The organism is Pedobacter sp. UBA5917, from assembly GCF_002432345.1.
Lineage (GTDB): Bacteria > Bacteroidota > Bacteroidia > Sphingobacteriales > Sphingobacteriaceae > Pedobacter.
In genome coordinates, this window is record NZ_DJDT01000077.1 from 1 (window position 1) to 23,280 (window position 23,280).

Annotated in this window: 22 protein-coding genes; 7 read left to right on the top strand and 15 right to left on the bottom strand. The window is 38.9% G+C overall.

Annotated elements, in window-relative coordinates; translation table 11 throughout:
* Window positions 1–593, bottom strand: a 593-nt coding sequence (locus B2V92_RS04790; RefSeq protein ID WP_293305181.1) for a hypothetical protein, incomplete at its 3' end; no start/stop codon positions are given.
* 108 nt (window positions 594–701) lie between these two features.
* On the opposite strand from B2V92_RS04790, the gene B2V92_RS04795 reads away from it, so the two are divergent.
* Complete coding sequence (locus B2V92_RS04795; RefSeq protein ID WP_293305183.1) at window positions 702–1,028, top strand: nucleotide pyrophosphohydrolase; 327 nt, start codon at window positions 702–704, stop codon at window positions 1,026–1,028.
* Window positions 1,029–1,143: 115 nt separating this feature from the next.
* On the opposite strand, the gene B2V92_RS04800 is transcribed toward B2V92_RS04795, so the two are convergent.
* Window positions 1,144–1,446 carry a DUF4286 family protein gene (locus tag B2V92_RS04800; RefSeq protein ID WP_293305184.1) on the bottom strand — a complete coding sequence of 101 codons (303 nt, stop codon included), beginning with the start codon at window positions 1,444–1,446 and terminating at the stop codon, window positions 1,144–1,146.
* A 107-nt stretch (window positions 1,447–1,553) separates the two neighbouring features.
* On the opposite strand from B2V92_RS04800, the gene B2V92_RS04805 reads away from it, so the two are divergent.
* Entirely contained in the window at window positions 1,554–1,817 is a 264-nt protein-coding gene (locus tag B2V92_RS04805) for a hypothetical protein (RefSeq protein WP_293305185.1), read from the top strand.
* 404 nt (window positions 1,818–2,221) lie between these two features.
* The gene (locus B2V92_RS04810) at window positions 2,222–2,875 is read left to right on the top strand and encodes a hypothetical protein (RefSeq protein WP_293305187.1); all 654 of its coding nucleotides are present in this window, start codon (window positions 2,222–2,224) and stop codon (window positions 2,873–2,875) included.
* A 438-nt stretch (window positions 2,876–3,313) separates the two neighbouring features.
* On the opposite strand, the gene B2V92_RS04815 is transcribed toward B2V92_RS04810, so the two are convergent.
* A complete protein-coding gene (locus B2V92_RS04815; RefSeq protein WP_293305189.1) occupies window positions 3,314–5,137 on the bottom strand; it encodes a tetratricopeptide repeat protein in 1,824 nt (607 codons plus the stop codon).
* 228 nt (window positions 5,138–5,365) lie between these two features.
* Here B2V92_RS04815 and B2V92_RS04820 point away from each other — a divergent pair, with 228 nt between their 5' ends.
* From B2V92_RS04820 to B2V92_RS04830, 3 genes are all read left to right on the top strand, one after another.
* Window positions 5,366–7,249 carry a S9 family peptidase gene (locus B2V92_RS04820; RefSeq protein ID WP_293305190.1) on the top strand — a complete coding sequence of 628 codons (1,884 nt, stop codon included), beginning with the start codon at window positions 5,366–5,368 and terminating at the stop codon, window positions 7,247–7,249.
* Between the two features lie 2 nt (window positions 7,250–7,251).
* Window positions 7,252–8,925 (top strand): sensor histidine kinase, encoded by a 1,674-nt coding sequence (locus B2V92_RS04825; protein ID WP_293305191.1) that lies wholly within the window; start codon window positions 7,252–7,254, stop codon window positions 8,923–8,925.
* A gap of 94 nt (window positions 8,926–9,019) precedes the next feature.
* Entirely contained in the window at window positions 9,020–9,709 is a 690-nt protein-coding gene (locus B2V92_RS04830) for a response regulator transcription factor (protein ID WP_025143982.1), read from the top strand.
* 193 nt (window positions 9,710–9,902) lie between these two features.
* On the opposite strand, the gene B2V92_RS04835 is transcribed toward B2V92_RS04830, so the two are convergent.
* From B2V92_RS04835 to B2V92_RS04850, 4 genes are all read right to left on the bottom strand, one after another.
* On the bottom strand, window positions 9,903–11,168 hold the full coding sequence (locus B2V92_RS04835; protein WP_293305192.1) for a metallophosphoesterase: 1,266 nt from the start codon (window positions 11,166–11,168) through the stop codon (window positions 9,903–9,905).
* A gap of 93 nt (window positions 11,169–11,261) precedes the next feature.
* Complete coding sequence (locus tag B2V92_RS04840; RefSeq protein WP_293305193.1) at window positions 11,262–12,749, bottom strand: sigma 54-interacting transcriptional regulator; 1,488 nt, start codon at window positions 12,747–12,749, stop codon at window positions 11,262–11,264.
* Window positions 12,750–13,058: 309 nt separating this feature from the next.
* Window positions 13,059–14,156, bottom strand: coding sequence for a vWA domain-containing protein (locus B2V92_RS04845; RefSeq protein WP_293305194.1), 1,098 nt, complete (start codon window positions 14,154–14,156; stop codon window positions 13,059–13,061).
* Window positions 14,157–14,276: 120 nt separating this feature from the next.
* Window positions 14,277–15,158, bottom strand: coding sequence for a carbohydrate kinase family protein (locus B2V92_RS04850; protein WP_293305195.1), 882 nt, complete (start codon window positions 15,156–15,158; stop codon window positions 14,277–14,279).
* Between the two features lie 94 nt (window positions 15,159–15,252).
* Here B2V92_RS04850 and B2V92_RS04855 point away from each other — a divergent pair, with 94 nt between their 5' ends.
* Complete coding sequence (locus tag B2V92_RS04855) at window positions 15,253–15,678, top strand: YybH family protein (protein WP_293305196.1); 426 nt, start codon at window positions 15,253–15,255, stop codon at window positions 15,676–15,678.
* Between the two features lie 290 nt (window positions 15,679–15,968).
* Here the strand turns inward: B2V92_RS04855 and B2V92_RS04860 are convergent, their stop codons facing one another.
* The 8 genes from B2V92_RS04860 to hemW all read right to left on the bottom strand — a co-directional run bounded on the left by B2V92_RS04860 (window position 15,969) and on the right by hemW (window position 23,196).
* Entirely contained in the window at window positions 15,969–16,583 is a 615-nt protein-coding gene (locus B2V92_RS04860) for a sugar O-acetyltransferase (RefSeq protein WP_293305197.1), read from the bottom strand.
* A gap of 36 nt (window positions 16,584–16,619) precedes the next feature.
* Window positions 16,620–17,213, bottom strand: a complete 594-nt coding sequence (locus B2V92_RS04865) for a hypothetical protein (protein ID WP_293305199.1) — start codon at window positions 17,211–17,213, stop codon at window positions 16,620–16,622.
* A gap of 64 nt (window positions 17,214–17,277) precedes the next feature.
* Entirely contained in the window at window positions 17,278–18,156 is an 879-nt protein-coding gene (locus B2V92_RS04870) for a cupin-like domain-containing protein (RefSeq protein WP_293305201.1), read from the bottom strand.
* Between the two features lie 126 nt (window positions 18,157–18,282).
* On the bottom strand, window positions 18,283–19,068 hold the full coding sequence (locus B2V92_RS04875; protein WP_293305203.1) for a DUF3050 domain-containing protein: 786 nt from the start codon (window positions 19,066–19,068) through the stop codon (window positions 18,283–18,285).
* 88 nt (window positions 19,069–19,156) lie between these two features.
* Complete coding sequence (locus B2V92_RS04880; protein ID WP_293305204.1) at window positions 19,157–20,038, bottom strand: cupin-like domain-containing protein; 882 nt, start codon at window positions 20,036–20,038, stop codon at window positions 19,157–19,159.
* A gap of 244 nt (window positions 20,039–20,282) precedes the next feature.
* Window positions 20,283–20,834 carry a fasciclin domain-containing protein gene (locus B2V92_RS04885; RefSeq protein WP_293305205.1) on the bottom strand — a complete coding sequence of 184 codons (552 nt, stop codon included), beginning with the start codon at window positions 20,832–20,834 and terminating at the stop codon, window positions 20,283–20,285.
* Between the two features lie 318 nt (window positions 20,835–21,152).
* Window positions 21,153–21,935, bottom strand: coding sequence for an SDR family oxidoreductase (locus B2V92_RS04890; protein WP_293305206.1), 783 nt, complete (start codon window positions 21,933–21,935; stop codon window positions 21,153–21,155).
* 127 nt (window positions 21,936–22,062) lie between these two features.
* Complete coding sequence (gene hemW / locus B2V92_RS04895) at window positions 22,063–23,196, bottom strand: radical SAM family heme chaperone HemW (RefSeq protein ID WP_293305208.1); 1,134 nt, start codon at window positions 23,194–23,196, stop codon at window positions 22,063–22,065.
* Between the last annotated feature and the right edge of the window lie 84 nt (window positions 23,197–23,280).

A 23,280-nucleotide genomic window follows, 5' to 3' on the forward strand; every position in this document is an offset into this window, starting at 1 on the left:
GCAATTAAAACAGAAACGGTTTTAAAAGCAATCAACATAAAAATAACACATACTGCAGCGTCTTTAAGGTAAAGCGAAGTGCCAACAATACCGCCGATAAAATTGTACAGCGAATCGGGATCGGATGATAGGATATAGCTGAAAATTAAGGTGAAAACAAATTGTACCGTAAGTGCCTTTATTTTCGATACTCCCGCAGGTTTGGTTTCGGCACGGTAATAAAAAATGGTAAATAAGATAAGTGGAACTATAAAAGTGGCAAAATTTACAATGGTATAAATCTGCTCACTATTCTCAATTTCGAGGTGATAATCTAAAAAACCAGACCAATCTGCTTTAAAAATATAGTAGGGCATAAACAATATCTGGATAATTATCCCTTTAGTGATCAGTTTATTTCTGTAGAAGTACCAGGCAAAAACAAGGCTTTCCAGAAACCAGTTCTGTGTTTCCCATAAATAATTGTAAAATGAATTATCGGGCCCGTAGTTATTGATGAAATAATTGCTGATCTGGAGAAAGGCGATAATAATGCCCAATACCCAAATAAAACTGATAGCTTTTTGCTGCTGATTACTGAAAATAGAGGTCATTTAGATAATTTTTATTTAGTATTGTGATGTAGCGTTTGTAATGATATGATGATTACATTATGGCTAATATATCAAAACTTGCGGTAGCAAAATAACTTTTTAAAGAAAATGACCATTAACGAAGCACAGGAAACGGTAGATAAATGGATTAAAACAACAGGTATCCGTTATTTTAACGAATTAACCAATACTGCCATTTTGATGGAAGAAGTTGGAGAAGTGGCACGGATTATGGCCCGTAAATATGGAGAGCAATCGTTTAAAAAAAGCGATGAAGAAGTAAACCTTGCCGATGAGATGGCCGATGTAATGTTTGTGCTGATCTGTCTGGCCAATCAAACCGGCATAAACCTAACCGATGCATTAGAAAAGAACCTCGAAAAAAAGAGTATCCGCGATGCCGACAGACATAAGAATAATGAGAAGCTAAGGTAATTATTGAATGAATGAGTGATTGAATTATTGAGTGATTGAATGTTCTGGTTTCTATTTGATCATTCAAAATTCAATCATTCAAAATTCAATCATTCAAAATTCATTCATTTTAAACCTATGCAACAAACTCCATCAAACTGCGGTAAGCCACAAAACGGTTTTTGTATCTTTCGTTCAATACGGCCTGTAAAGCTGGAGCAAACTCTTCCTGGTATTTATTGTACTGTTCGATGTTTTCTACAACATATTGCGCACAATAAGTTACCCCTTCGTTGGGCGAATCGACAACCTTTAATAAACGGTTGGAAACAAACAAACCTGTTGCCATTACCTCAGGGATATGAACATCCTGCATCCATTGTAACCATTCTTGGGCTGCTGCATCTTCGAGGATGAGCGTAACATTATATAAGTACATGCTGCAAAGGTAAATAATATATAAACGTTAAAAAATGTATGGATTATGCTTTTTATTCTTTTAAGTGGTGATATTCAACTAAATTTGTAGGATCCACTTGTTTTAGCATGATACGAAATAACGCTTCTCAAAAAATAGATAATTCTACACGCAATTACATTTATACTGGTTACCTCACTGCAATTTTTGGCGGTATTTTAGGCCTTGTAATTGGTTGGGATTTAATGAAAAAACGAAAAACGCTGGTTACTGGCGAAAAAGTGTTTTCTTACTCATTAACCGACCGACAGCACGGCGCGAGGATACTGATACTGGCCGGTATATGTTTCATTTTGTTGTTAACCCTTACCATTATTGCGCTAGATGCGTAGTATAGAGCGTTAAGAGACAGGTGTTTGGCTAATTAACTTTTTATTGACCATTAAGAAGTTAAGAAAATTAAGATTTTAACAATTTGGCTATGAATCTAACGATTTATAAATGAATGAAGAGTTTAAATCGTTTGGCGGTTGATGCTTCACCGCGGCAATCATAACAATAAAAAATAAATTTCAATTGACAGTCTGCTTTACCATTTCGAGATAGATTTCTCTCACGAATATTCGGGACTGTGCTCAGTCGAAATGACGTTAAGGGTGGGGCTGTGCGTTTGTGGCTTGACGCTTCGCCGGTAGCAATCATAACAATAAAACAATTAGCGCAATACAATTAATCCCTGAGCGTAGTCGAAGGGTAAACAATTAACCGATTAACCAGCAACCCAGTAAACCCAATTATGCCTGATTTTATAACTTTCCAGCGATTTAACGATAGAGCGGCAGCTTTAGCATTGGCCGAAACATTTAGAGAAAATGGGATTGAGTGTGGGATTGAGGATGTTTCTGAAAACTTTGATGTTTCGTTTGCCAATAATGAAATCAATAAAGATTTTAGAATAAAGTTAAAGCCTGTCGATTTTGAACGGGCCGACACTTTGCTGCTACAACTTGCAGAGCAGGATTTAGCTGATATCGATCCGGGCTATTACATTTTTGATTTCAGTAACGAAGAACTGAAAGAAATTATCGAAAAACAGGATGAGTGGAGCAGTTTAGATTTTTTATTGGCAAAGAAAATATTAAAAGAACGCGATATAGAGGTAAATGTTAGTCAGATTGAAGCATTTAAAGAAAAAAGGTTAGAAGCGTTAGCCGAACCTGAAGAAAGTCCGAAAGTGTTGATTGTAGCAGGTTATATTTTGGCCGTTTTTGGCGGATTAATTGCCATCATTATCGGGGCTTATTTACGTACGCATAAAAGAACATTGCCAAATGGAGAACGTGTATTTAATTACGCTCCCGCAGATCGGGCTCATGGCGAAAGGATTTTGATTATAGGGATCTTAGGACTGATACTTTCTGCTGCGTACCAATTTATGAAGTATACTTAATCTAGTTTGGTGCTGGGCTCGGCGTTTGGCGTTAATTAATCTTTTATTGACCATTAAGAAGTTAAGAAAATTAAGATTTTTAACAATCTGGCTACGAATCAAATCATTTATCAATTAAGATTTTAAGTGGTTTGGCGGTTAGCGCTTCGCCGGCAGCAATCATAACAATAAACAATAGCTTTCAATTGACAATCTGCTTTACCATTTCGAGATAGATTTCTCTCCCGAATATTCGGGACTGTGCTTCAGTCGAAATGACGTTAAAGGTGGGGCTGTGCGTTTGGGGCTTGACACTTCGCCAGCAGCAATCATAACAATAAAAAAATAAGGGCAATATAATTAACCACCTTAGCGTAGTCGAAGGGTAAACAGTTAACCGATTAACCAACATCGCAGTTCCCAATGAACCAATGGCAAATGAACTAATGAACAAAAAAACTAAACCCCGTCTCCGCGTAAATTCCTAAACCTTTTTCTGGCTTCTGCACTGAACATGCTGCCCGGATAATCTGTAATCAGTTTTTGGAAATAAATTTTTGCCTGGGCAATATCGTTCAGTTTCTTTTCGTACAGGTCGCCCAACGTAAAAAGTGCATCATCTGTCCAGATTCCGTCTTTAAATTCTTCCGTTACTTTTTTAAGGATATCGGCTGCTTTTTGAAAATCGTTCTGTTTAATAAAAATTCTGGCTTTGCTCATCATAATGGCATCGGCCAAACTGTTCTGCGGATAGGCAACGGCAATGCTGTCCATTTTTTTTACTGCTTTTTCCGGCAGGTTCCTGAACAACAGCATTTCTGCATCGGCATACATTTTTAAGGCATTGCTATCAGCAGGTGTTTGGATGTTATCGCTGATCAATAAACTCAAATTCAGCGCATCGTTGGCAATCAACTGTGAGGTAGCCGCTTTTAAAACCAAACACTGCCCGTTGCTGTATTCGAAATTACCCTGATAAAAAGAAAGTTTGGCGCTGCGGAAACGGGCCTCGTTGCCTACAGGCTGACCTTCGAACTGTTTGCTTACCTGTTCGTAAACCAAAAAAGCTTCCCAGGGCTGGTTGGTTAGGATGTAGATATCGCCTAAATCAAGTTTCAGCTGGCCCAGCTCCATATCATTGATTCCTGGCATTTTAATCGCGTTTTCCAGTTCTTTTTCTGCTTTATCAGGTTGATTTAGATAATAAGCCTGCAGGTTGGCCAGTTTTTTTATCGCGAAAAGTGTATTTCTGTTTTTGCCGTTTTCTTCCAATAATGCTTCGTAATCCTTAGCCAAAAGATCGAGGTCGGCAACTGCGTATTTCCCGTTTGTGCGCAGGTTGTATTTGGTATTGAGCATTTCGATCTTCGATGGCAGGTAATATTGGTTATCCTTTCCTTTGGTAAGCAGATATTCGTAAGCTTTAATCGCCGTTTCGTAAGCACCATTATCTACGAAAGTGTAAATGGCATTAAATAAGGTTCCTCCATCGGCCTTGGTACGTTTATCAAAGGCAATTAACTGGCGAAGCGCCATATCAAATTCCTGTTGCTGTATATAATTCCAGGTAAGCAGCTGGATGTAAATTTCTGCATCAGGTTCTTTCTGTATCTTTTTTAGAATAGCCGACTGGAAAGTCTGGTAATCATTTTTATCTTCAAAAATAGAGGAAAGTACTGCCTCGGCCTGTGGTAAAAGCTGTGGCATGGTAGCCATTGCATCCAGGTATTCCTGCATCAGCATGGGTTTATCCTTTTTGAAACGGTAGATGTTCAACAATTCGAAAGCAAAAGCCTGATCGTTTCCCAACAGTTTTCTGCCCTGTTTAAAAGTTAAAACAGCAAAATCGTAATTTTCGAAACGGTAAAAACTATTGGCCAGGTTCCGGATCTTAAATTCTTCTTTCGGTAGTTTTGCTATTACATCATTAAAAATTTTACCAGCTGCCTGCGCATCGCCTTTCTCCTGGTAAAGCTTGCCCAGTGCTATAGGATAAAGCTCGCTCTGCGGGCTTTTTTTAATTTCCTTTTTAACAACTTTCTCTGCCACATCGTAACGCTTTAACTTAAGCAGTGTATTAAAATAAAGATCGAAATATGCTTCGTTATTAGGAATTGAATAAAGTTTTTCTAACAGTACAACCGCTTTTTCATAATCTCCATCCTGGTAATATTGAATGGCCAAAGTGCTTTCATCAGGTGTAACCTGCTGGTTGGGGCGGAATGTTTGTGCACCGGCACCGAGTGTTAGCAATAAGAATATGATGAAAAGCAGACGGTTCATAAACCCTAAATTATAAGTTTTAAATGTAACATTTTAATACATCTTTAGCTAAAACAGTTATTGATATAAAACGTATTTTAAATGTTACCTGTATTTTATTTTGTGTAAATTTTATAAATACTAAATTGAACCACAACTTATTATTATTTGCATAAGTAACATTGTTGGTGTAAATCGCAGTAAAGTTGATATGTTACTTATTTTTGTCATCCGGTGAAGGATTTATTTATGCTGAAGAGAGTTTCCCTATTGCTAATGGTTGTATTGATCTGGGCCTGTAATGGTTCAAACAATAATACTATTCCCGTGGATGATTTTTTTAAAACGCAGGATAAAGCCTATTACCGCATCTCGCCGGATGGGAAAAGCCTTTCTTATTTAAAACTCCAGGATAAAAAACTAAATCTTTTTGTCGAAGACCTGGCTACGGGCAACAGTGTACAGCTTACACATTTAAATGGAAAAAGTATCAGCTTCCAATTCTGGACGAGCAATAACGAACTGATTTATTATACCGAGGATGGATCTAAAGAGCGCCGTTCGGATATTTTCGTGATCAATAAAGATGGGAGTAAACAGGTACAGTTAAGTGCCAACGAGAAAAGCAGGTTGAGGGTAATTGAAGATCAGCTGATTGATGATAAGTACATTGTTGTAGCTTCCAATAAGCGCGATTCGACACTATTTGATGTTTACCGCTTAAATGTACGCAATGGCGCAATGGAAATTGCAGCTAAAAACCCGGGTAATGTTACCAGGTGGATGACAGATAGTAAAGGCGTACTTAAAATTGCTGTTGCCAGCGATGGGGTAAATGAAACCTTGATGTACCGTGAAAATGAAAATCAGGCTTTTGCACCCGTAATTACCAATAATTTTGAGACTACTTTACAGCCCATCGCCTTTTCCGAAAATGAGCCAAATTTACTTTACGCCATTTCGGGTGTTAACCGTGATAAAAATGCACTGGTTGCGCTCGATTTAAAAACCGGAAAAGAAAAAAAGGTTCTTTTTGCCAACGATACCCTTAATGTAGTTGATGCAACCTACTCGCGTTTCCGTAAGAAAATGCTTTTTGCAACCTGCGAAACCTGGAAAAGGGAAAAATATTACCTTGATGACAGCACAAAACTGGCCTATTCGAGGATAGATCAGTTTTTGCCGGGTACGGAGTGGGTAATTATGGATAAGGATAAAACCGATAAAGTGTTTGTGATACGCACTTTTACGGATAAAAATCCAGGTTCCTATTATCTGTACACAGCAGGTGATAACAGGCTAAAAAAACTTACTGATGTAAGTCCTTCTATAAAACCGGAGGATATGTGCGCCATGAAACCCATCAGTTTTAAAAGCCGCGATAGTTTAACCATTAACGGTTACTTAACCCTGCCTAAAAACAAGAAGGCTGTTAACCTGCCCGTGGTAGTGTTTCCGCATAATGGACCAAAATCAAGAAACAGCTGGGGATATAATGCAGAGGTACAGTTTCTGGCCAACCGTGGTTATGCTGTTTTGCAGGTAAATTACCGTGGTTCTACCGGATATGGAAAATCATTTTATGCAGCCGGTTTTAAACAGTGGAGCGATAAGATACAGGAGGATGTTAACGATGGCGTAAAATGGCTAATTGCCGAAAAAATTGCAAACCCTAAAAAGATTGCCATTTATGGTAATGGTTTTGGAGGTTACATTGCCTTAAATTGTTTGTATAAAAATCCCGATCTTTATAAATGCGGCGGATCAAATTCGGGTGTAATCAACCTGTTCAGTTACCTGAAAACCTTTCCACCGTTTTTAAAGGCCAAATTGCAGATGTATTACGAAATTGTAGGCAATCCGATAACCGAAACCGATTACATGCGCTTTGCATCGCCTGTGTTCCATGCCGATAGGTTTAAAGCCCCTATTTTTATAGCCCAGAATCCTAAAGATCCAAGCGTAAACGTAGCAGAGGGCGTACAGTTCATCAAAGAGCTTAAAAAACGCAATGTTCAGGTTACCTATATCGAAAAAGAGGAAGGCCCCGATCCGGTAGTGCGCCAACAGAGCAGAACCGCGCTGTACAAAGCCCTCGAAGAATTTTTGCAGGATAATCTAGGTAAGAAATAGGTATGGCCTTAGATAAAAAAAGCAGTTACCGTAAAAATTTCTCCCTTGGCGTAACCTTCATTGTGCTCATTTCAATTCTTTTTATCCTTTCGCTTTTTTTAGCGTTTAACTACAGTAAAAAATCGATAGAGAATGATTTTGTTTCAGAAAAGGTAAACGTGCTGGAGCAGAGTATTAAACCCTACAACGATTTCTTTCAGAACAAAATGCCAGAAGTTTCTTACTATAACGGCTTTTTGGATTCGTCAACAGCGGCGAAGTTTGTAGATACGGTGATGCTGAAATACCCTTTTATTTCAAAAGTTACTTTTTACGATACGGAGGTAAAAAATGTTCCCGTTAAAGATGGTATCAATGCCAACCACCTTGGGATTGGCCCAAAATCAATTTACCAGTTTGGAAAAGGGGTTAGGCCTGATTCGGTAAAACTCTATTCGGAAGATGATACCCGTTCTTTCAATGTGGGTAGCGATTTTAATGCCATTGCCATAAAACTGGCTACTTTTGTCGAAGATCTGGATACCGCATCAGTACCTAAGCAGGAAGAGTTATTCACGAATTTTTCTATCGTAAACTCCAACGAAAATAAAATCACCTACCTTAATATTCCAAGTCGCGATGATTTAAGGACTTATAAAGAAATGATCAGGCGCAAGCTTAACCCATCTCCGGTTTACCAGCAGGATGTACTCGTTTTTAAGCTCGATGCCAACAAAATAAAGATCGTTAATACCAGGCCATTATTGTATCAAACCATTCGGATAGAACCGTTAACCTATGACCCCATTGATACCTCTGATGAAAATATTACCACAGAAATTGCGCTTCCGGGGGCATTTTCCGATTTTAAATTATACCTCGTTTCATCCAAATCTTATATCAAAAAGGAGATTTTTATCTACTTTATGCCTATTGCCCTACTGCTCCTGTTGGTATATGGCGTATTATTATTGGTGGCTTTTTTAATTTACCGTAACCTGAACATCAACAGCAAAATGTTTAAGCTGCAGTACGATTTCGTAAATAACCTTACACATGAATTTAAAACGCCTGTAAGTGTAATTAAAATTGCAGGGAACAACATTAAAAGTGCGCCGTCGCTAAGTGTAAGGGAACAGCAGCTTTATGGTAAGATATTGGATGAGGAAGCTGATAAGCTAAACGGTTTAATGAACAAGCTGCTTGCTTTTACGCAGATCGAAAATAAGGCCATCAAACTGAACCAGGAAGAGGTTAATATTGTCGATTTTATCGAAAGTACCATCGAATCGCATACCTTGAAACACCCTGATTTTAAAATAACCTATGAGGTGGCCGGTTTTAAAACATTTATTACAGATCCGGTGTTACTGGGGAGTTTGTTCGATAACCTGGCAGAGAATGCTTATAAATATTCGAAACCCGATCAGAAAAAGCTGCACATCAGCGCCAAGCTGATTAAGGGCGTTTTGGTGTTCCGTTTTACCGATAAAGGCATTGGCATCGCATCGTCAGAATTAAACAATATATTTAAGAAGTTTTTCAGGATCCAGAATGAATATAACCAAATGGGCAGTGTTGGCCTGGGTTTGGCATTCTGCAAAGAACTGGTTAACTTTATGGAGGGAGAAATTACCGTAAAGAGCAAAGTAGGTAGTGGCACTGAGTTTAAAATCGTGCTACCATATAATAATTAGGTTGGAGGGTTAGAGGTTGGAAGGTTGAAAAGTTAGACTTAACCTTCAAACATTACAACGTTTCAACATTACAACAGTATTAAATACACACAAAATGTCTAAAGAAGTAAAAATATTAATCGTAGAAGATGATGAAAATCTTCGCTTTCTTGTAGCCCACCGTTTAAAGGCTGAAGGCTATACTGTGCTTGAGGCAAATGATGGCGAGGCTGGTGAAAGAATGATTTTGGCCGATCAGCCCGATATTGTTTTATTGGACTGGATGATGCCTGGAAAACAAGGTGCAGAAGTTTGCGAAAATGTGCGTAAGCAGGGCTTTGAGAATCTGGTAATTATGATGACAGCCAAGGCACAGGACGTAGATAAAATCGATGCCTATAATTTTGGTGCGTCTGATTACATCACTAAACCATTTAATATGGATGTTCTGGTAGCCATGTTGGAGAGCAAGGTGAAATTTATCGTGAATAAAGATTCTGCCGAGATCCACCGTTTTGGTAATATGGAACACCATCCGAACATCCACACTTTATTCAGGGATGGCAAAAAAATCGAGTTAACGATATTGGAAAACCGTATCCTGCTTTATTTCCTTCGCAACCCGGGTAAGGTAATCAACCGCGACGAATTAATGCTGGTAGTTTGGGGGTACAATTCAGATGTAAATACCCGTACACTCGATATGCACATTGTGCGCTTACGTAAAAAGATAGAATTGAATCCTGATAATCCGCAGTTGTTGCAAACCGTTAGGGGAGTAGGTTATCGCTTTAATGCGGGGTAAGATAATTTAAAGTGCCGTCAGGTGTTACCATCTGACGGTTATTTTGTGGCTGTATCAAAAGTCTAGTCTCTTAAAAGCTTGTCACGTTGAGTCTGTCGAAACGCCTTATAAAAGGTTAATGAAGGTCCTTCGACAAGCTCAGGATGACAGTTATATATTATGACACATACTCCACGACTAAGCTGAAAGAGTATTAAGCTCTTTTCAGTGTAAAAATTGTAATCTCAGGTAAAATACCAACCCTACCCGGATAGCCCAAAAAGCCATAACCAACGTTAACATAAAGCTGTTGTTTCTGCTCCTGGTATAAACCTGCCCATTCTTTGTAGATATATTGCACAGGGCTCCATTGATATTCTTTTAAACGCACGCCAAACTGCATTCCGTGCGTATGTCCGCTGAACATGGCATCTATCTGCGGATATTTCTGTAAAACCTCTCCGCGCCAGTGAGAAGGATCATGGCTCAATAAAAGTTTTACGGGTAAATCATCTGTATTTTGAACAGCCTGTTCCATTTTTCCGTATTTCGGGAAACGGCCCATGCCCCAGTTTTCTATACCTAAAATCCCGATTTCCTCACCATCTACCTTTAGTCTGCGGTTTTCGTTCATCAAAAGGTCGTAACCCATAATTTTGTGTACGTCAACCATATCCTTCAGGTTTTTTACCTTAGCCGGCGACGATTCTTTGCCGAAATAGTAATCGCCGTAATCGTGGTTTCCTAATGATGAATATACGCCTAACGGTGCTTTTACTTTCGAAAATATATCCTGATAATCCCTTACTTCGTTGGTAAGGTTGTTTACTAAATCGCCTGTAAAAAAGATAAAATCAGGTTTTTCGCCCAATAACATTTCTACACCACCTTTTACTGCCGTTTTATTGTAAAAACTACCAGAATGGATATCCGAAATCTGCCCCATGGTAATGCCATCAAAAGCTTTGGGCAGGTTGGGGAGGATTAAATTTACCCTTCGCACCTGATAATCGTAAGCACCCGAAATTATGCCCCAGCTTAACGAAGTTAAAGGAACAGCCGCGGCTACCAATCCAGCTTTAACCAAAAACTCAGAACGTGATATCGGTTCGCCCGGTATTGAAGCGGCTGCTACTTGTGTATCGCCAGAAACCTCAACTGTTCTGTTTTTTCTGAAAATGCGGATGGATAACCTGCGCAAATCGTCTAGTACCAAAAAGGGTAACATGGCCAGTTTACAGGCTACCGTTAAAAAGAAAGCAACTAAAATAATCGCCCTTAACGTAAGGAAAAGATTGAGGTAAATGCCACAGAAAACGCCTATAATCAATAATGCACTGTAAGCCCAGTAAGCAATGCCAAATGCTTTTTTTGTGCCCGGTTTCCATTTTTTAAAAACAGAAATAATGGCTTTATAGCAGTAAATATCAAATGCAATAATAAAAATGCAGGCGGCAATAATAAAAGGTAATCTTCCCATGTTAAGCAGGATGGTTGATATTAAAAAAGCTTCGACAATATTCTATGGTTTAGATAGAATGTTGTCAAAGCTAGTAAAATTGTATAGAAATAATTATCTGAAATCGTCTTCGTCCTCTTCCTCATCAAATTCGGCATTAAATAAACTGCCAAACATGTCTGAGAAGCCGAAGCCGCCGTTTAAAAAGTTTTTGCTCAATTGCGAGTATTCAGCCAAACCGTGCAATACAAACTCCATTAATAGCAAGGTTTGGTTTTCGCTCAGTTTTGGGTGGAATTTCTTTACCAGATCGTATAAACCCGGTACCAGCATCAATGCTTTTTTATATTGCGAATTGCTTAGCGTATCAGTAACATCCACATTATTGCCTTCGGTAAACCATTCGGTTACTTCGGTATAAGGATTGGCTGTTTTGCTTTTTTTAGCTTTCTCCGGATCGGGGAAATAACGTGCAAATAAAGTTTTAACGGCCTTGCCTATCAATGTCGTTGCCACATGTGCCGGCCCTTCCAGTTCGCCTTCGTAAACCAGTTCTATTTTACCCGTAATCGCCGGAATAATTCCTGCAAGATCTGATAAACGCACAAAAGTATTTTTTTCGCCCGAAATCAGCATTCTTCTTTCGGCAGTGCTGATCAGGTTTTCGTAGGCAGAAATGGTTAACCTCGCCGAAACTCCTGATTTCTGATCAATGTATTCACTTTTACGGGCTTCGAAAGCAATCTGTTCTACCAGATCTTTCACCAAACCATCAGCCTCAATATTGGCTTTTTGTTCTGGGGTAAGTTTCGCCTCCTGGAAAGTAATTTTGCGCGAAATTTCGATGCTTTTTGGATAGTGGGTTAAAATCTGACTCTCGATCCTGTCTTTTAATGGCGTAACAATGCTTCCTCGGTTGGTATAATCTTCAGGGTTTGCCGTAAAAACAAACTGGATATCCAATGGTAAACGCAGTTTGAAACCACGGATCTGGATGTCTTTTTCCTGTAACATGTTAAATAAAGCCACCTGTATACGTGCCTGCAAATCGGGCAGCTCGTTAATTACGAAAATGCTGCGGTGTGCACGCGGAATTAAACCAAAGTGGATTACACGTTCATCATTGTAGGTTAGCTTTAATGTGGCCGCTTTAATAGGATCCACATCACCGATTAAATCGGCTACCGTAACATCTGGTGTGGCCAATTTCTCGGTATACCTTTCGCTGCGGTGCAACCAGGCAATTTCGGTAGCATCGCCTTTTGTGGCAATTTCGTTTTTACCATACCAAGAAATGGGATCCAACGGGTCGTCAAAAATTTCGCTTCCGGCAACGTAAGGTACGTACTCGTCCAATAAGTTTACCATTAAACGGGCAATACGCGTTTTTGCCTGTCCGCGTAAACCCAAAAGTAAAATATTATGGCGCGATAAAATTGCGGTCTGCAATTCCGGAATAACCGTTTCATCGTAACCTATAATGCCTTCAAATTCGGTTTTTTTATCGCTTAATACCCTGATCAGGTTTTCTCTCAATTCCTGTTTTACCGATCGTGGTTTATATCCTGTGGTTTTTAATTCGCCTAATGTTTTTGCTTGCATCTTTAAAATTGGGTTTAAGGCATAAGGTTTAAGGTGTAAGGTTTGCAAAGTGCAGGAACTTCTTCTATAAATCTAATCCTTTTTTATGGGTTTAAGGTTTAGGGTTTAAGGCGTAAGGTTTGCAAAGGGCATAAACTTCTTCTATAAATCTAATCCTTTTTTATGGGTTTAAGGTTTAGGTTTTAAGGTGTAAGGTTTGCAAAGTGCACAAGCCTCTTTCTGTAAATCTAACCCTCTTTTAATGTTTTTTATGGTGGATTTGAGTAGGAATCGGCGATGGGTTTTACCTTCTACCTTACGCCTTCTACCTTATTTCACTGTTTTTCTTCTGTTTTTAATATAATCTTCAAAAATGTATTCGCCTAAGCCATTTAATGAGCTATAAAATGCTCTCCCACCGTTAATTTCAGTAAACTGACGTACAAATTGCTGTAAATAGGGGTCTTTAGCAATCATAAACGTGGTGATCGGAATTTTTAACCTTTTGCACTGTGCTGCCATGTTTAGGGTTTTATTAATCACTTTCCGGTCTAAACCCATACTGTTTTTGTAGTACTTACCGTTTTCTTTTAAGCAGGTTGGTTTTCCATCCGTAATCATAAAAATCTGCTTGTTATGCGTTTTACGGCGGCGGAGCAAATCGGCAGCCAGTTCCAAACCTGCATAAGTATTGGTGTGGTAGGGACCAACCTGTAAATAAGGCAGGTCTTTCAGACTGATCGGCCATGCATCATTTCCAAAAACAACAATATCCAATGTATCTTTCGGGTATTTCGTTTTAATCAGTTCGGCCAGGGCCATGGCCACTTTTTTAGCGGGTGTAATCCGGTCTTCGCCATACAATATCATCGAATGCGAAATGTCGATCATCAATACCGTAGAAGTTAGGGTTTTAAAATCCTTTTCCTCTACCTCCAAATCGCGATCGGTTAGCGTAAAATCGCCAATGCCGTGATTAATCTGCGCATTTTGAATGGAGGCGGTCATATCGATCTGATCCAGACTGTCGCCGAAATTATATTCGCGCCTATCCGCATTTTTTTCTTCGCCGATGCCCGATTGGTTACTGTTATGGTTACCACGACCGGATTTTTTGAGTTTGCCGAAAATTTCGTCGAGGGCAGATTTTCTTATCGTCTGCTCCGTTTTGGCGGTAATTTTAAACTCTCCCGATTGGTTGTCTTCAGTTAAATATCCTTTATCTTTCAGGTCGTCGATAAAATTACCGATGCCATAATCGTTGGTGGTTAATTTATATTGTTTGTCGAGTTCGTTCAGCCAGCTTAAAGCCTCTGCTGCATCTCCCGCTGTATAATTTAGCAGCTCGCTAAATAATTTCAGCAGTTCATCAAACCCTCCCTTGGGCGTATCGCCCGGCTTATAATCAGAAAAACGAAAACCTCTCATGTGCTTGTATTAACGATTTACCGAAGATAAAAGTTTCGCTTTGCATTAATTTAAGCGCGGTGTCATATTTGGTCAGCGCACAGACCTTATAGGTTTTTAAAACCTATAAGGTCTTAAAACTTACCCCAGCGCCATATGGTAAATCTTTTTATTATAATCAGGGTTTGCACCTGGTTGCGAAGCCACAAATGCACCAACTTTGCAGGCATTATCCAAAGTGGTTTCCATTGGGTAGCCTTGCAGGTAACAGGCAATAAATGTGGCTAAAAAGGCATCACCTGCACCAACCGTATCGGCAACCTGCACTTTATAGCCCGAATTTTTAAACAACTTTCCGTCTTTTAAAACGCAGGCGCCCTTATCGCCGAGTGTTAGGCAGATCATTTCGATATTGAACTGCTTTGAAAGTTGTTTCAAAAGCTGTTCATCAGTATTTCCGGTTAAGCCGAACGATTCTTTTACCCAAACAATTTCGTCCTCATTTATTTTCAGGATGTCGGCTTTTTTCAAAAGCTCGCCAATTAATTCTTTTTCATAAAAAGGAGCACGGAGGTTAATGTCGAATATTTTGGTTTTTGCGTGGTCTAAAAGCTCGAGGATTGTTTTTTTAGATTTTTCTTCCCTGCAGGTTAAGCTGCAATAAACCAAAGCATCAGCCTGTTTTAAGGCTTCAATATTTTCATCTGTAATTTTAATGTCGTCCCATGCTACCGGCTGTTTAATGGTGTAGGTGGCCTGATGGTTTTCATCGAGCTGTACCACAACTGTACTGGTGGGCAATTCGGCACTTACCTGGATCAGATCTGTTGAAAAATGATTGCCAGCCAAAAAGTTCAGTAATTCTTTACCGTTTTCGTCATCACCAACGGCGCTGATAAAACTGCTTTCTATACTCTGTTTGTGTAAATTAAGCGCAACGTTCATACTCGAACCGCCTGCTTTTTTCCCCTCCGGGAAAACATCCCAAAGTATTTCGCCAATTGTAATTACCTTATTCTGCATGGTAGATTGATAAAAACTGTAAATAACCAATTTTTAGCGATGGAACAAAATATTTTGTTTCATATCTTTAATTTTTACCAAAATTGTATTCATCATGAAAAAAATACTCTTTATTGCGCTATTTTTTATTTCTTTTAGCACTTATGCCCAAAATGCTAAAGATAAACAGGCCATCCTCAACCTGCTCGAAAAACAGCGTAGCGATTGGAACAAAGGTGATGTTGAGGCTTATATGCAGGGCTACGAAAAGTCAGATAGTTTACTTTTCGTGGGTAAAAGTGGTCCAACCTATGGCTGGCAAAAAACTTTGGACAACTACAAACGCGGTTATCCGGATAAATCTGCCATGGGCTTTTTAGTATTTGGAATAAAAAAGGTCGAATTTTTGAAACCTGATCTGGCTTTTGTACTGGGTAGCTGGAACGTAAAACGCGAAAAAGATGAACTAAAAGGATACTTTACACTTTTGATCAAAAAAATAAAAGGCGAGTGGAAGGTGATTGTTGATCATAGCAGTTAAGGATGGATGATGTGGGATGGAAAATGGATGAGGGAGGTAAAGTTCTTCCTATGCCGTCATTTCGAGCGGTGTGCAACGCAGTCGAGAATCACGGAGTGCTCAGCGAAGCTAAATCTAACTTGAGATAGATCTCTCTTGCAGATCGTCACCCTGAACTTGTTTCAGGGTCTTTCATGCAAGGTAGATCTCTCCGCTCCACTACCGATGAAGGATCGGTACAGGTCGCGTTCCGGTCGAGATGACGCCGTTTTTTTAAATGAGGTTTGCCAAAAGTAAGGGCGATGATTTATTTACTCACCCAACTTAAAATCCTTATAATAATAATCTTTATCTGCATCGGTTAGTTCGCGGATTACCCTGCATGGATTTCCTGCAGCAAAAACATTATCCGGAATATCCCTCGTAACCACACTGCCCGATCCGATAACCACGTTTGATCCGATTTTTACACCTGGATTAACCACCACATTACCGCCTATCCATACACTGTTTCCAATGGTAATCTCCTGTGCCCATTCGTACTCCTGATCGCGCAAATGTGCATGAATTGGGTGCCCTGCTGTGTAAATGGCTACATTTGGTGCAATAAAAACATTGTTGCCAATGCTCACTTTGGCACAATCTAAAATAACAAGGTTAAAGTTTGCATAAAAATTATCACCGATTTCGATGTTGTAGCCATAATCGCATCTAAAAGGTGGTTCTACATAAAACATCTTTTCTGTTTTTCCGAACAATCTTTTCAGTAATTCCTTGCGCTGTTTAATAAATTTTGGAGCCAGGTTATTAAATTCAAATACAATTTCGCGGGCTTTCAATCTTTCTTTTGCCAGTTCTGCATCACCCGCCTGATAAGCTTTGCCTGCCAGCATTTTTTGTTTTTCGGTTAAAACTATTTCTTCCATCGGTTTTTTATATAGGTATTTTATCTGTAGGTTATATTATGGGAATGAAAAATCGATTTTTTTACCATTCCAATCAAACACTTCAATGTTGGTGATGCTTGGATCATTCATTCCTATCAGCGAAGTCCTGATTTCAGTTAAAGAATTTGCTTCAAACTCCGAAACTACCAGTCCGTTTAAGCATTCGAACTCGCAGGTGTAACGCTTTTCGCGTACTTTCCGCTCCCGGTTTATTTCTTCATTCTCTGCAACCAATTTCTGGTGCATATTTTCCACTACCGTAATATCCCCATAAAGCACAGCTGTATTGCGTTTTAAAATGGATGCAATTTCTTTAAGATATTGATCATTGATGCTATCGCTTAAATCTTCGGTCGAATGATAGTTCCTGATTATTGGATTATCCGGTTCAATTGTTTCGATGTGATAACCATTAACGGTAACCCAAAATGGACTGCCTGGTGCAAATTCGAACCAGATGTCGATTTTGCTGTGGGTATTACTGCTTTCGTAATGATATTCGTAGGCGAGCTGCTTTTCAGAAAAATCGGTAAATCCATACTCTTTTAAAAAAGAAAAAGTATCATCGATCTGTTTACGGATGGATTGAAAGAAATCTAATTCGGCCATTCCTGTTTAAAATAAAAAACGGGACTTCAATATTGAGCGCCCCGTTTTTGTTTTATATTTTTTGTTATGGTCTGCCTTTGGCTAAAGCCCTTTCAGCAATTTTAACTGCTTTTTTCTCTCTCCAGTTGGCATATTTTTCTTTGAAAGTCATTTTTATCAAACTATCAATTGCGCCATGGGTAAACAAGCTCCAAACACTGGCCACTTTACGTGTGATTGATTGATCCCATGCCCTTAAGCTTAAAGAGAACGAACCATCAACATATTTCATCCAGTGCCACATACCGGTTGGCATAAATAAGGTATCGCCATGTTCTAAGAAAATTTCGTAACCCTCTACACCTTTCAATGCAGGGAATTTTTCGAAATCGGGATTGTCTACCTTATAATCTTCTAATGCATAAGTGGCATTTGGCAAACAGTATAATCTGTCTTTCCATTTATAATCGAATAAGATGATGTGTTTTCTCCCGCCAAAATGGGTGTGGAAAATATGTGGTAAATCAATATCGTAGTGCAAAAAGGTTACCGAGTTAGAACCGCCGAAAAACATAGCAGGCATACTTTCGATAAAACCGCCCATTAAATCTTTAGGGATTTTGATATCGTTGATCAGGCTTGGCACTTTTTTAAACAGGTTGAAGAAGAAAATCCTCAATTCTGTTGGCTCACGTTTGATCAGATCAAGATAATCGCCAAATTTCATATGGGCAGCAGCGGCATTGATCGGTTTTGACGGGTCTGCTTTCGAGTTATCGTAAAGTGGAACTTCAAGCTCACCACCAATTTCTTTTAAATATTCGGTCGTCCATTTTTCTCTTGCAGGCCAGTCTTTGGTAAGGCCCCTGATTACCAACGGACGTTTAGTTTTCAGATAATTTTTCTTAAAATCTTCGGGAGTGATATTCTCGACAATATCAACAGGCTTTAAAATGAAACTCATGCGCTTAAATCGGTTATTTGTGCCGAACAACAAATGTGTAAATTTTATTTTACAAAATTGAAGTTAACAGGTAAATGTGACTAAAATCACGTAATCTAAATTAGCAAATACTTAACAATTTAATAATTACGCCTCAACTTTATTTTTAACAATTTCGGCATAAGCGGCATCCCAAAGGTCGATACGCTTTTGTAAAGCCTGCTTTGTGGTTTCTTCTGCTTCTGTCCAAAATGCTGTTTCCTTTTCGCAGAGCTTCTCCGTCATCGAGAGGGCCAAATGGCTATGGTGATCGCCATCCACTTCGATATGGCGCTCGAGGTAATATTTAAAAATCGATACTTTATCGGCCTGTGTACTGTTCAGGTCGTTTACCATGCTGTAAAACATGTTCGGGATCAGATCCTCACGGCCAAAAGTAAAACTGGCAGCCTGTAAGTGTGTTTTTCCACTATTAATGGTGTCGAAAGTTGCATTTACAAAATCTTTTGCAGCAGCAGGTACATCAGCAATTTCAAAAGCTTCGTTAAAACTTTTGCCATTTTTTAAAGCATTTAAAAAATCATTGATGGGTTTGGTATTTGCCCCACACTGATCCATAGCATCTAAATACAGTTCGAAATGGCTTTTAATAGCGCCTTCTGCGTCTACATCCGATTCTTCACCTGCTACAATTTCGTTAATCAATTGCCTTGTAACCGGATCGCCAACAGGGAACCAGGGCAAACTGGTGCAGGTAAGGTTAATCTGTAAGGCTTTAAGGAGCGACATAAAATCCCATACGGCAAAAATATGGTGCTCCATAAAAACACGGAGGTCTTCCAGTTCGCTGATCGCCGAATAAACTTTATGGTTAATGATCTGCTGCTTAAGCGGGGTAATGCTTTCTTGGATTTTTATAATGTTGGGATGCATATTTTATTATTGAATGATTGAGTTTTGAATGAGTGAAGGTATTAAGAGGTTTATTCTCTCATTACATCATTCAATAATTCAATCATTATTATCTTGGTAAATTTTTTTCTAACGCTTTACTTGCCCTTTTAATGGCGAGCTCCTCTTTCCAGTGCATATAGCGCTCGCGGTAGTTTGCTTTCATAAAGTCGTCAAATTTACGCTGTAAAGTTAAGTTATACAAGCTTTTTGCTTTTACGGCCCAGCTTTTGTCCCATGCACGTAAACTGATGGAGAAAGATCCGTCGAGGTATTTCATCCAGTGCCAGTATCCGGTAGGCATAAATAAGGTATCGCCATGCTCCAAAAATGCTTCTACTCCCTGAACGCCTTTTAGCGCCGGGAATTTATCAAAATCTGGGTTTTCCACATCATAATCTTCCAATGCATAAGTAGCGTAGGGAATCTGGTATAAACGTTCTTTCCATTTATAATCAAAAAGGATTACGTGTTTGCGACCGTTAAAGTGTGTGTGGAAAATGTGTGCAAGATCAATATCGTAATGTAAAAAGGTTACCGAGCCCTTTCCGCCAAAAAACATATTGGGATAACTGTCTAAAAAGCCACCCATTAAATCTTTAGGGGCGATGTAATCTTCCAGTAATTTCGGTGCAAATTTTATCGGATCGAATAAAAAAATACGCAGATCCGTTGGAGTTTCCTTAATCAGATCTATATAATCGCCAAATTTCATTTCGGCAGCAGATGCATTTATCGGTTTGGATGGATCGGCTTTCGAACTGTCGTAAAGGGGAACAGTTTTATCACCAACAACATCCTTCATATATTCCATTGTCCACTTTTGGTAAGCCGGCCACTTCCTGGCCATATTTTTTATTACCAGAGGTTTACGTGGTTTAAGGTAGTTCAGCTCGAAATCTGATTTAGATATGTCTTCAACTACATCTATCGGAGATAAATTGAATTTCATGTTAAATAACTATTAATGAAGCAAAATTAAATAGTTAAAAAGCAGGAAGTATCAGAAATGGGAAAACTTGAAAAAAAACTGACAATTCATCAAAAAAAGTCAGATGGTATGATGGTTTGTTATTGAAAAATGCTCGCTCTCCAGCTATTTATAAGAAAATGCTGGTGCCGGGTTATTCAAAAAACAAAAACGTTCCGGCAGATTGCCAGAACGTTTTAAGTTAATGATAAGGATATCTAAAATATTATTTAGGCATTAAAACAGTATCAACCACGTGGATTACACCATTTTTTTGATAAACATCAGCAATAGTTACCGTGCTCATTCCACCTTTTTCATCTTTTAGAACCAATTTTTTACCTTCCATCCATGCCCAAAGTTTACCACCCTGTACGGTTGTTAATTCTGCTTTGCCACCACCAGCTTTAATCGCTTTTGCAATCGCTTTGCTATCCATTTTACCGGCAACAACATGGTAGGTTAAAATTTTGGTAAGGGTTGCTTTGTTTTCTGGTTTAACCAGGTTATCAACAGTTCCTGCAGGAAGTTTGTCGAAAGCTGCATTTGTTGGAGCGAAAACGGTGAATGGACCAGCGCTTTTTAAAGTTTCTACCAGGCCTGCTGCTTTTACTGCCGCAACAAGTGTGGTATGGTCTTTCGAGTTTACCGCATTATCAACAATATCTTTGGTTGGATACATGGCCGCGCCACCAACCATAGGATTTTTCTGAGCGTAAACTTGGGTTGTAAATGCCATTGTAATTACGGCAAAAACTGATAGGATTAAATTTTTCATTATTTCTAATTTTTAAGTTTCTGTTATTTGATTCCATTTACGACGGCTTACAGATACTTGGTTTTTAGAAATGAAAATTATTATTTAAATAGCTGGTTATTAGTATTTTAATTTTTGTTTTTTTGTTTTGAAAAGGTGCTGTTGTGGTTCTTTGGGAAGAGCAGCCCCGCTTTTCGCTACTTTCGATGAAGAATCGAAACCGCTTCAATCGGGTTTATTTAACAAAGGTCTGTTCTTACCCTAACTCGCGATTTGACCGATCCATAGCGCTTTTGAAAATCGCTGGTAAACGCTTAACGCCAAGCGCAAAACGCCCACCTAATTCACCTTAGCTGTGCGTATCTTTTTAGAGAAAAACTTAGGAAAAAAACGTTTCAATAATACACCTTTTGTTTCTTTCCCACCGATGTAAACTTCTTCTTTTTTATTGGTAATGGCCAGTACAATCTGTTTTGCACAATCGGCCGGACTCATCGCATTTTCATGTGCATCGCCCATCAGGTTCAGTGGTTGTCCATCAGCGGTGAGTGCGTTGTAGGTTACATTTGTTTTGATGAAACCAGGGCAGATAATCGTAATATCGATGTTTTGATCATAAACTTCTGAACGCAGCGAATCGAAATAACCATGCAAGGCATGTTTAGATGCGGCATAAGCAGAACGGAATTTTGTGCCGAATTTGCCCACTAAACTGCTGATTACGGCAATCTGTCCGCCACCGCTGGCTATCATTAGTGGTAAAACTGCCTTGCTCAGTACAACTGTTCCCCAAAAATTGGTATCCATAATCTGTTGTTCTGTTTGCAGGTTGGTTTCGAGGGCTAAACTCCGTTGGCTCACGCCACCGCTATTAATCAATAAATCTATTTTTCCAAAAATACGGATGGCATCGGTAGCTTTACTTTCCAAAGTTTCTGTTTCACTCAAATCAAATGGCAAAACATGTACATTGAACGAATTTTGGCAGTTTCCTTTTACGCGGAACAGTTCATCACGGTTTCTGCCCGAAATAATCAGTTTATTCCCTGCTTTAAAATATTCGTAAACCAAGGCCTCACCAATACCTGATGAAGCGCCTGTAATCCATACAATTTTTGACATATATTTTTAATTTGAATGAGAGAATTACTGAATGAAAGAATGATTAAATGAGAGAATGGTTACGTTACGCGATAGAACATTCATTCAAAAGTCAATCATTCATTAATTCAATCCTTCACTCATTCTTTTATTCATTTTCAACTATAAACAATTCTGAAGCAATATGATCGGCAAAAAGTTTTCCATTCTGGCTTAACCTGATTTTATCACCACCTATGATCAGCCAATCTTTATCCTCAAAATTTCTAAGGTTGTATTTTGTTTCTTCTAAAAAGTCTTTCCCGAAATCTACATTTATTTTTTGCAGATCAGTACCCCACATGGTTCTTAACGAAGTCATTACGTATTCGTTAAACCGATCGTTCAAAGTTAGTTCTTCAACCATTTCTGGTAGTTTATTCTGTGCTAAAGTTTCGATGTACAAAGCATTATTTGCAGGGTTCATGTAGCGGTTTTGGCCGTTAAAACCATGTGCCGAAGGGCCAATGCCAATATAATCTATACCTTTCCAATAATTGGTATTGTGTACCGCATAATGCTTTGGTTTGGCAAAGTTGGAAATCTCGTAATGTTCAAAACCTGCTTCAACCAGTTTATCCATTAAAATTACAAATTGTGCAGCACTTTGGTTGTCGCTTACCGGACTTTGTTTTTTATTTTTAATGGCATGAGCCAAAGCGGTTCTGGGCTCAACGGTTAAAGCATAAGCCGATATATGCGGTACCTCCAGCTCAATCGCCTTTTGGATATTGTTTAACCACTTTTGATCGGTTAATAAAGGATATCCGTAGATCAGATCCAGCGTTAAGTTTTCAAAACCTGCATCCTGACTTCTTTTTATACAGTCTTCTGCTTCTTTAGCCTCATGTGCCCTGTTCATCCAGATCAGGTCTTCATCATAAAAAGATTGAATACCTACACTAAAGCGGTTAACGGGCAATTGTTTCAGTTCTTTTAATTTCTGACTGGTTAGATCATCCGGATTGGTTTCGATGGTAATTTCTGCACTGGCATCAACCGAGAAAGTATGGTTAATGGTATCAAAAATCTTTTGCAGGGCAGCCTGCGATAGGATAGAAGGTGTACCGCCACCCAAATAAATACTTCCAACCTGTCCGGAAATGCGGTCTTTTTTCATCGTAATTTCCCTGCAGATGGCATCAACCATTTCATCAGCATATTTTAAGGAGGTGCTGAAATGGAAATCGCAATAGTGGCAGGCCTTTTTACAGAAAGGAATATGGATGTAGATACCGGACATTGCTATGAATGGTATTTAGAGCGCGATAAACGAATATTGATTATTGATGCTAATTTGTTCATTCAAATATATTGTATGATGTTT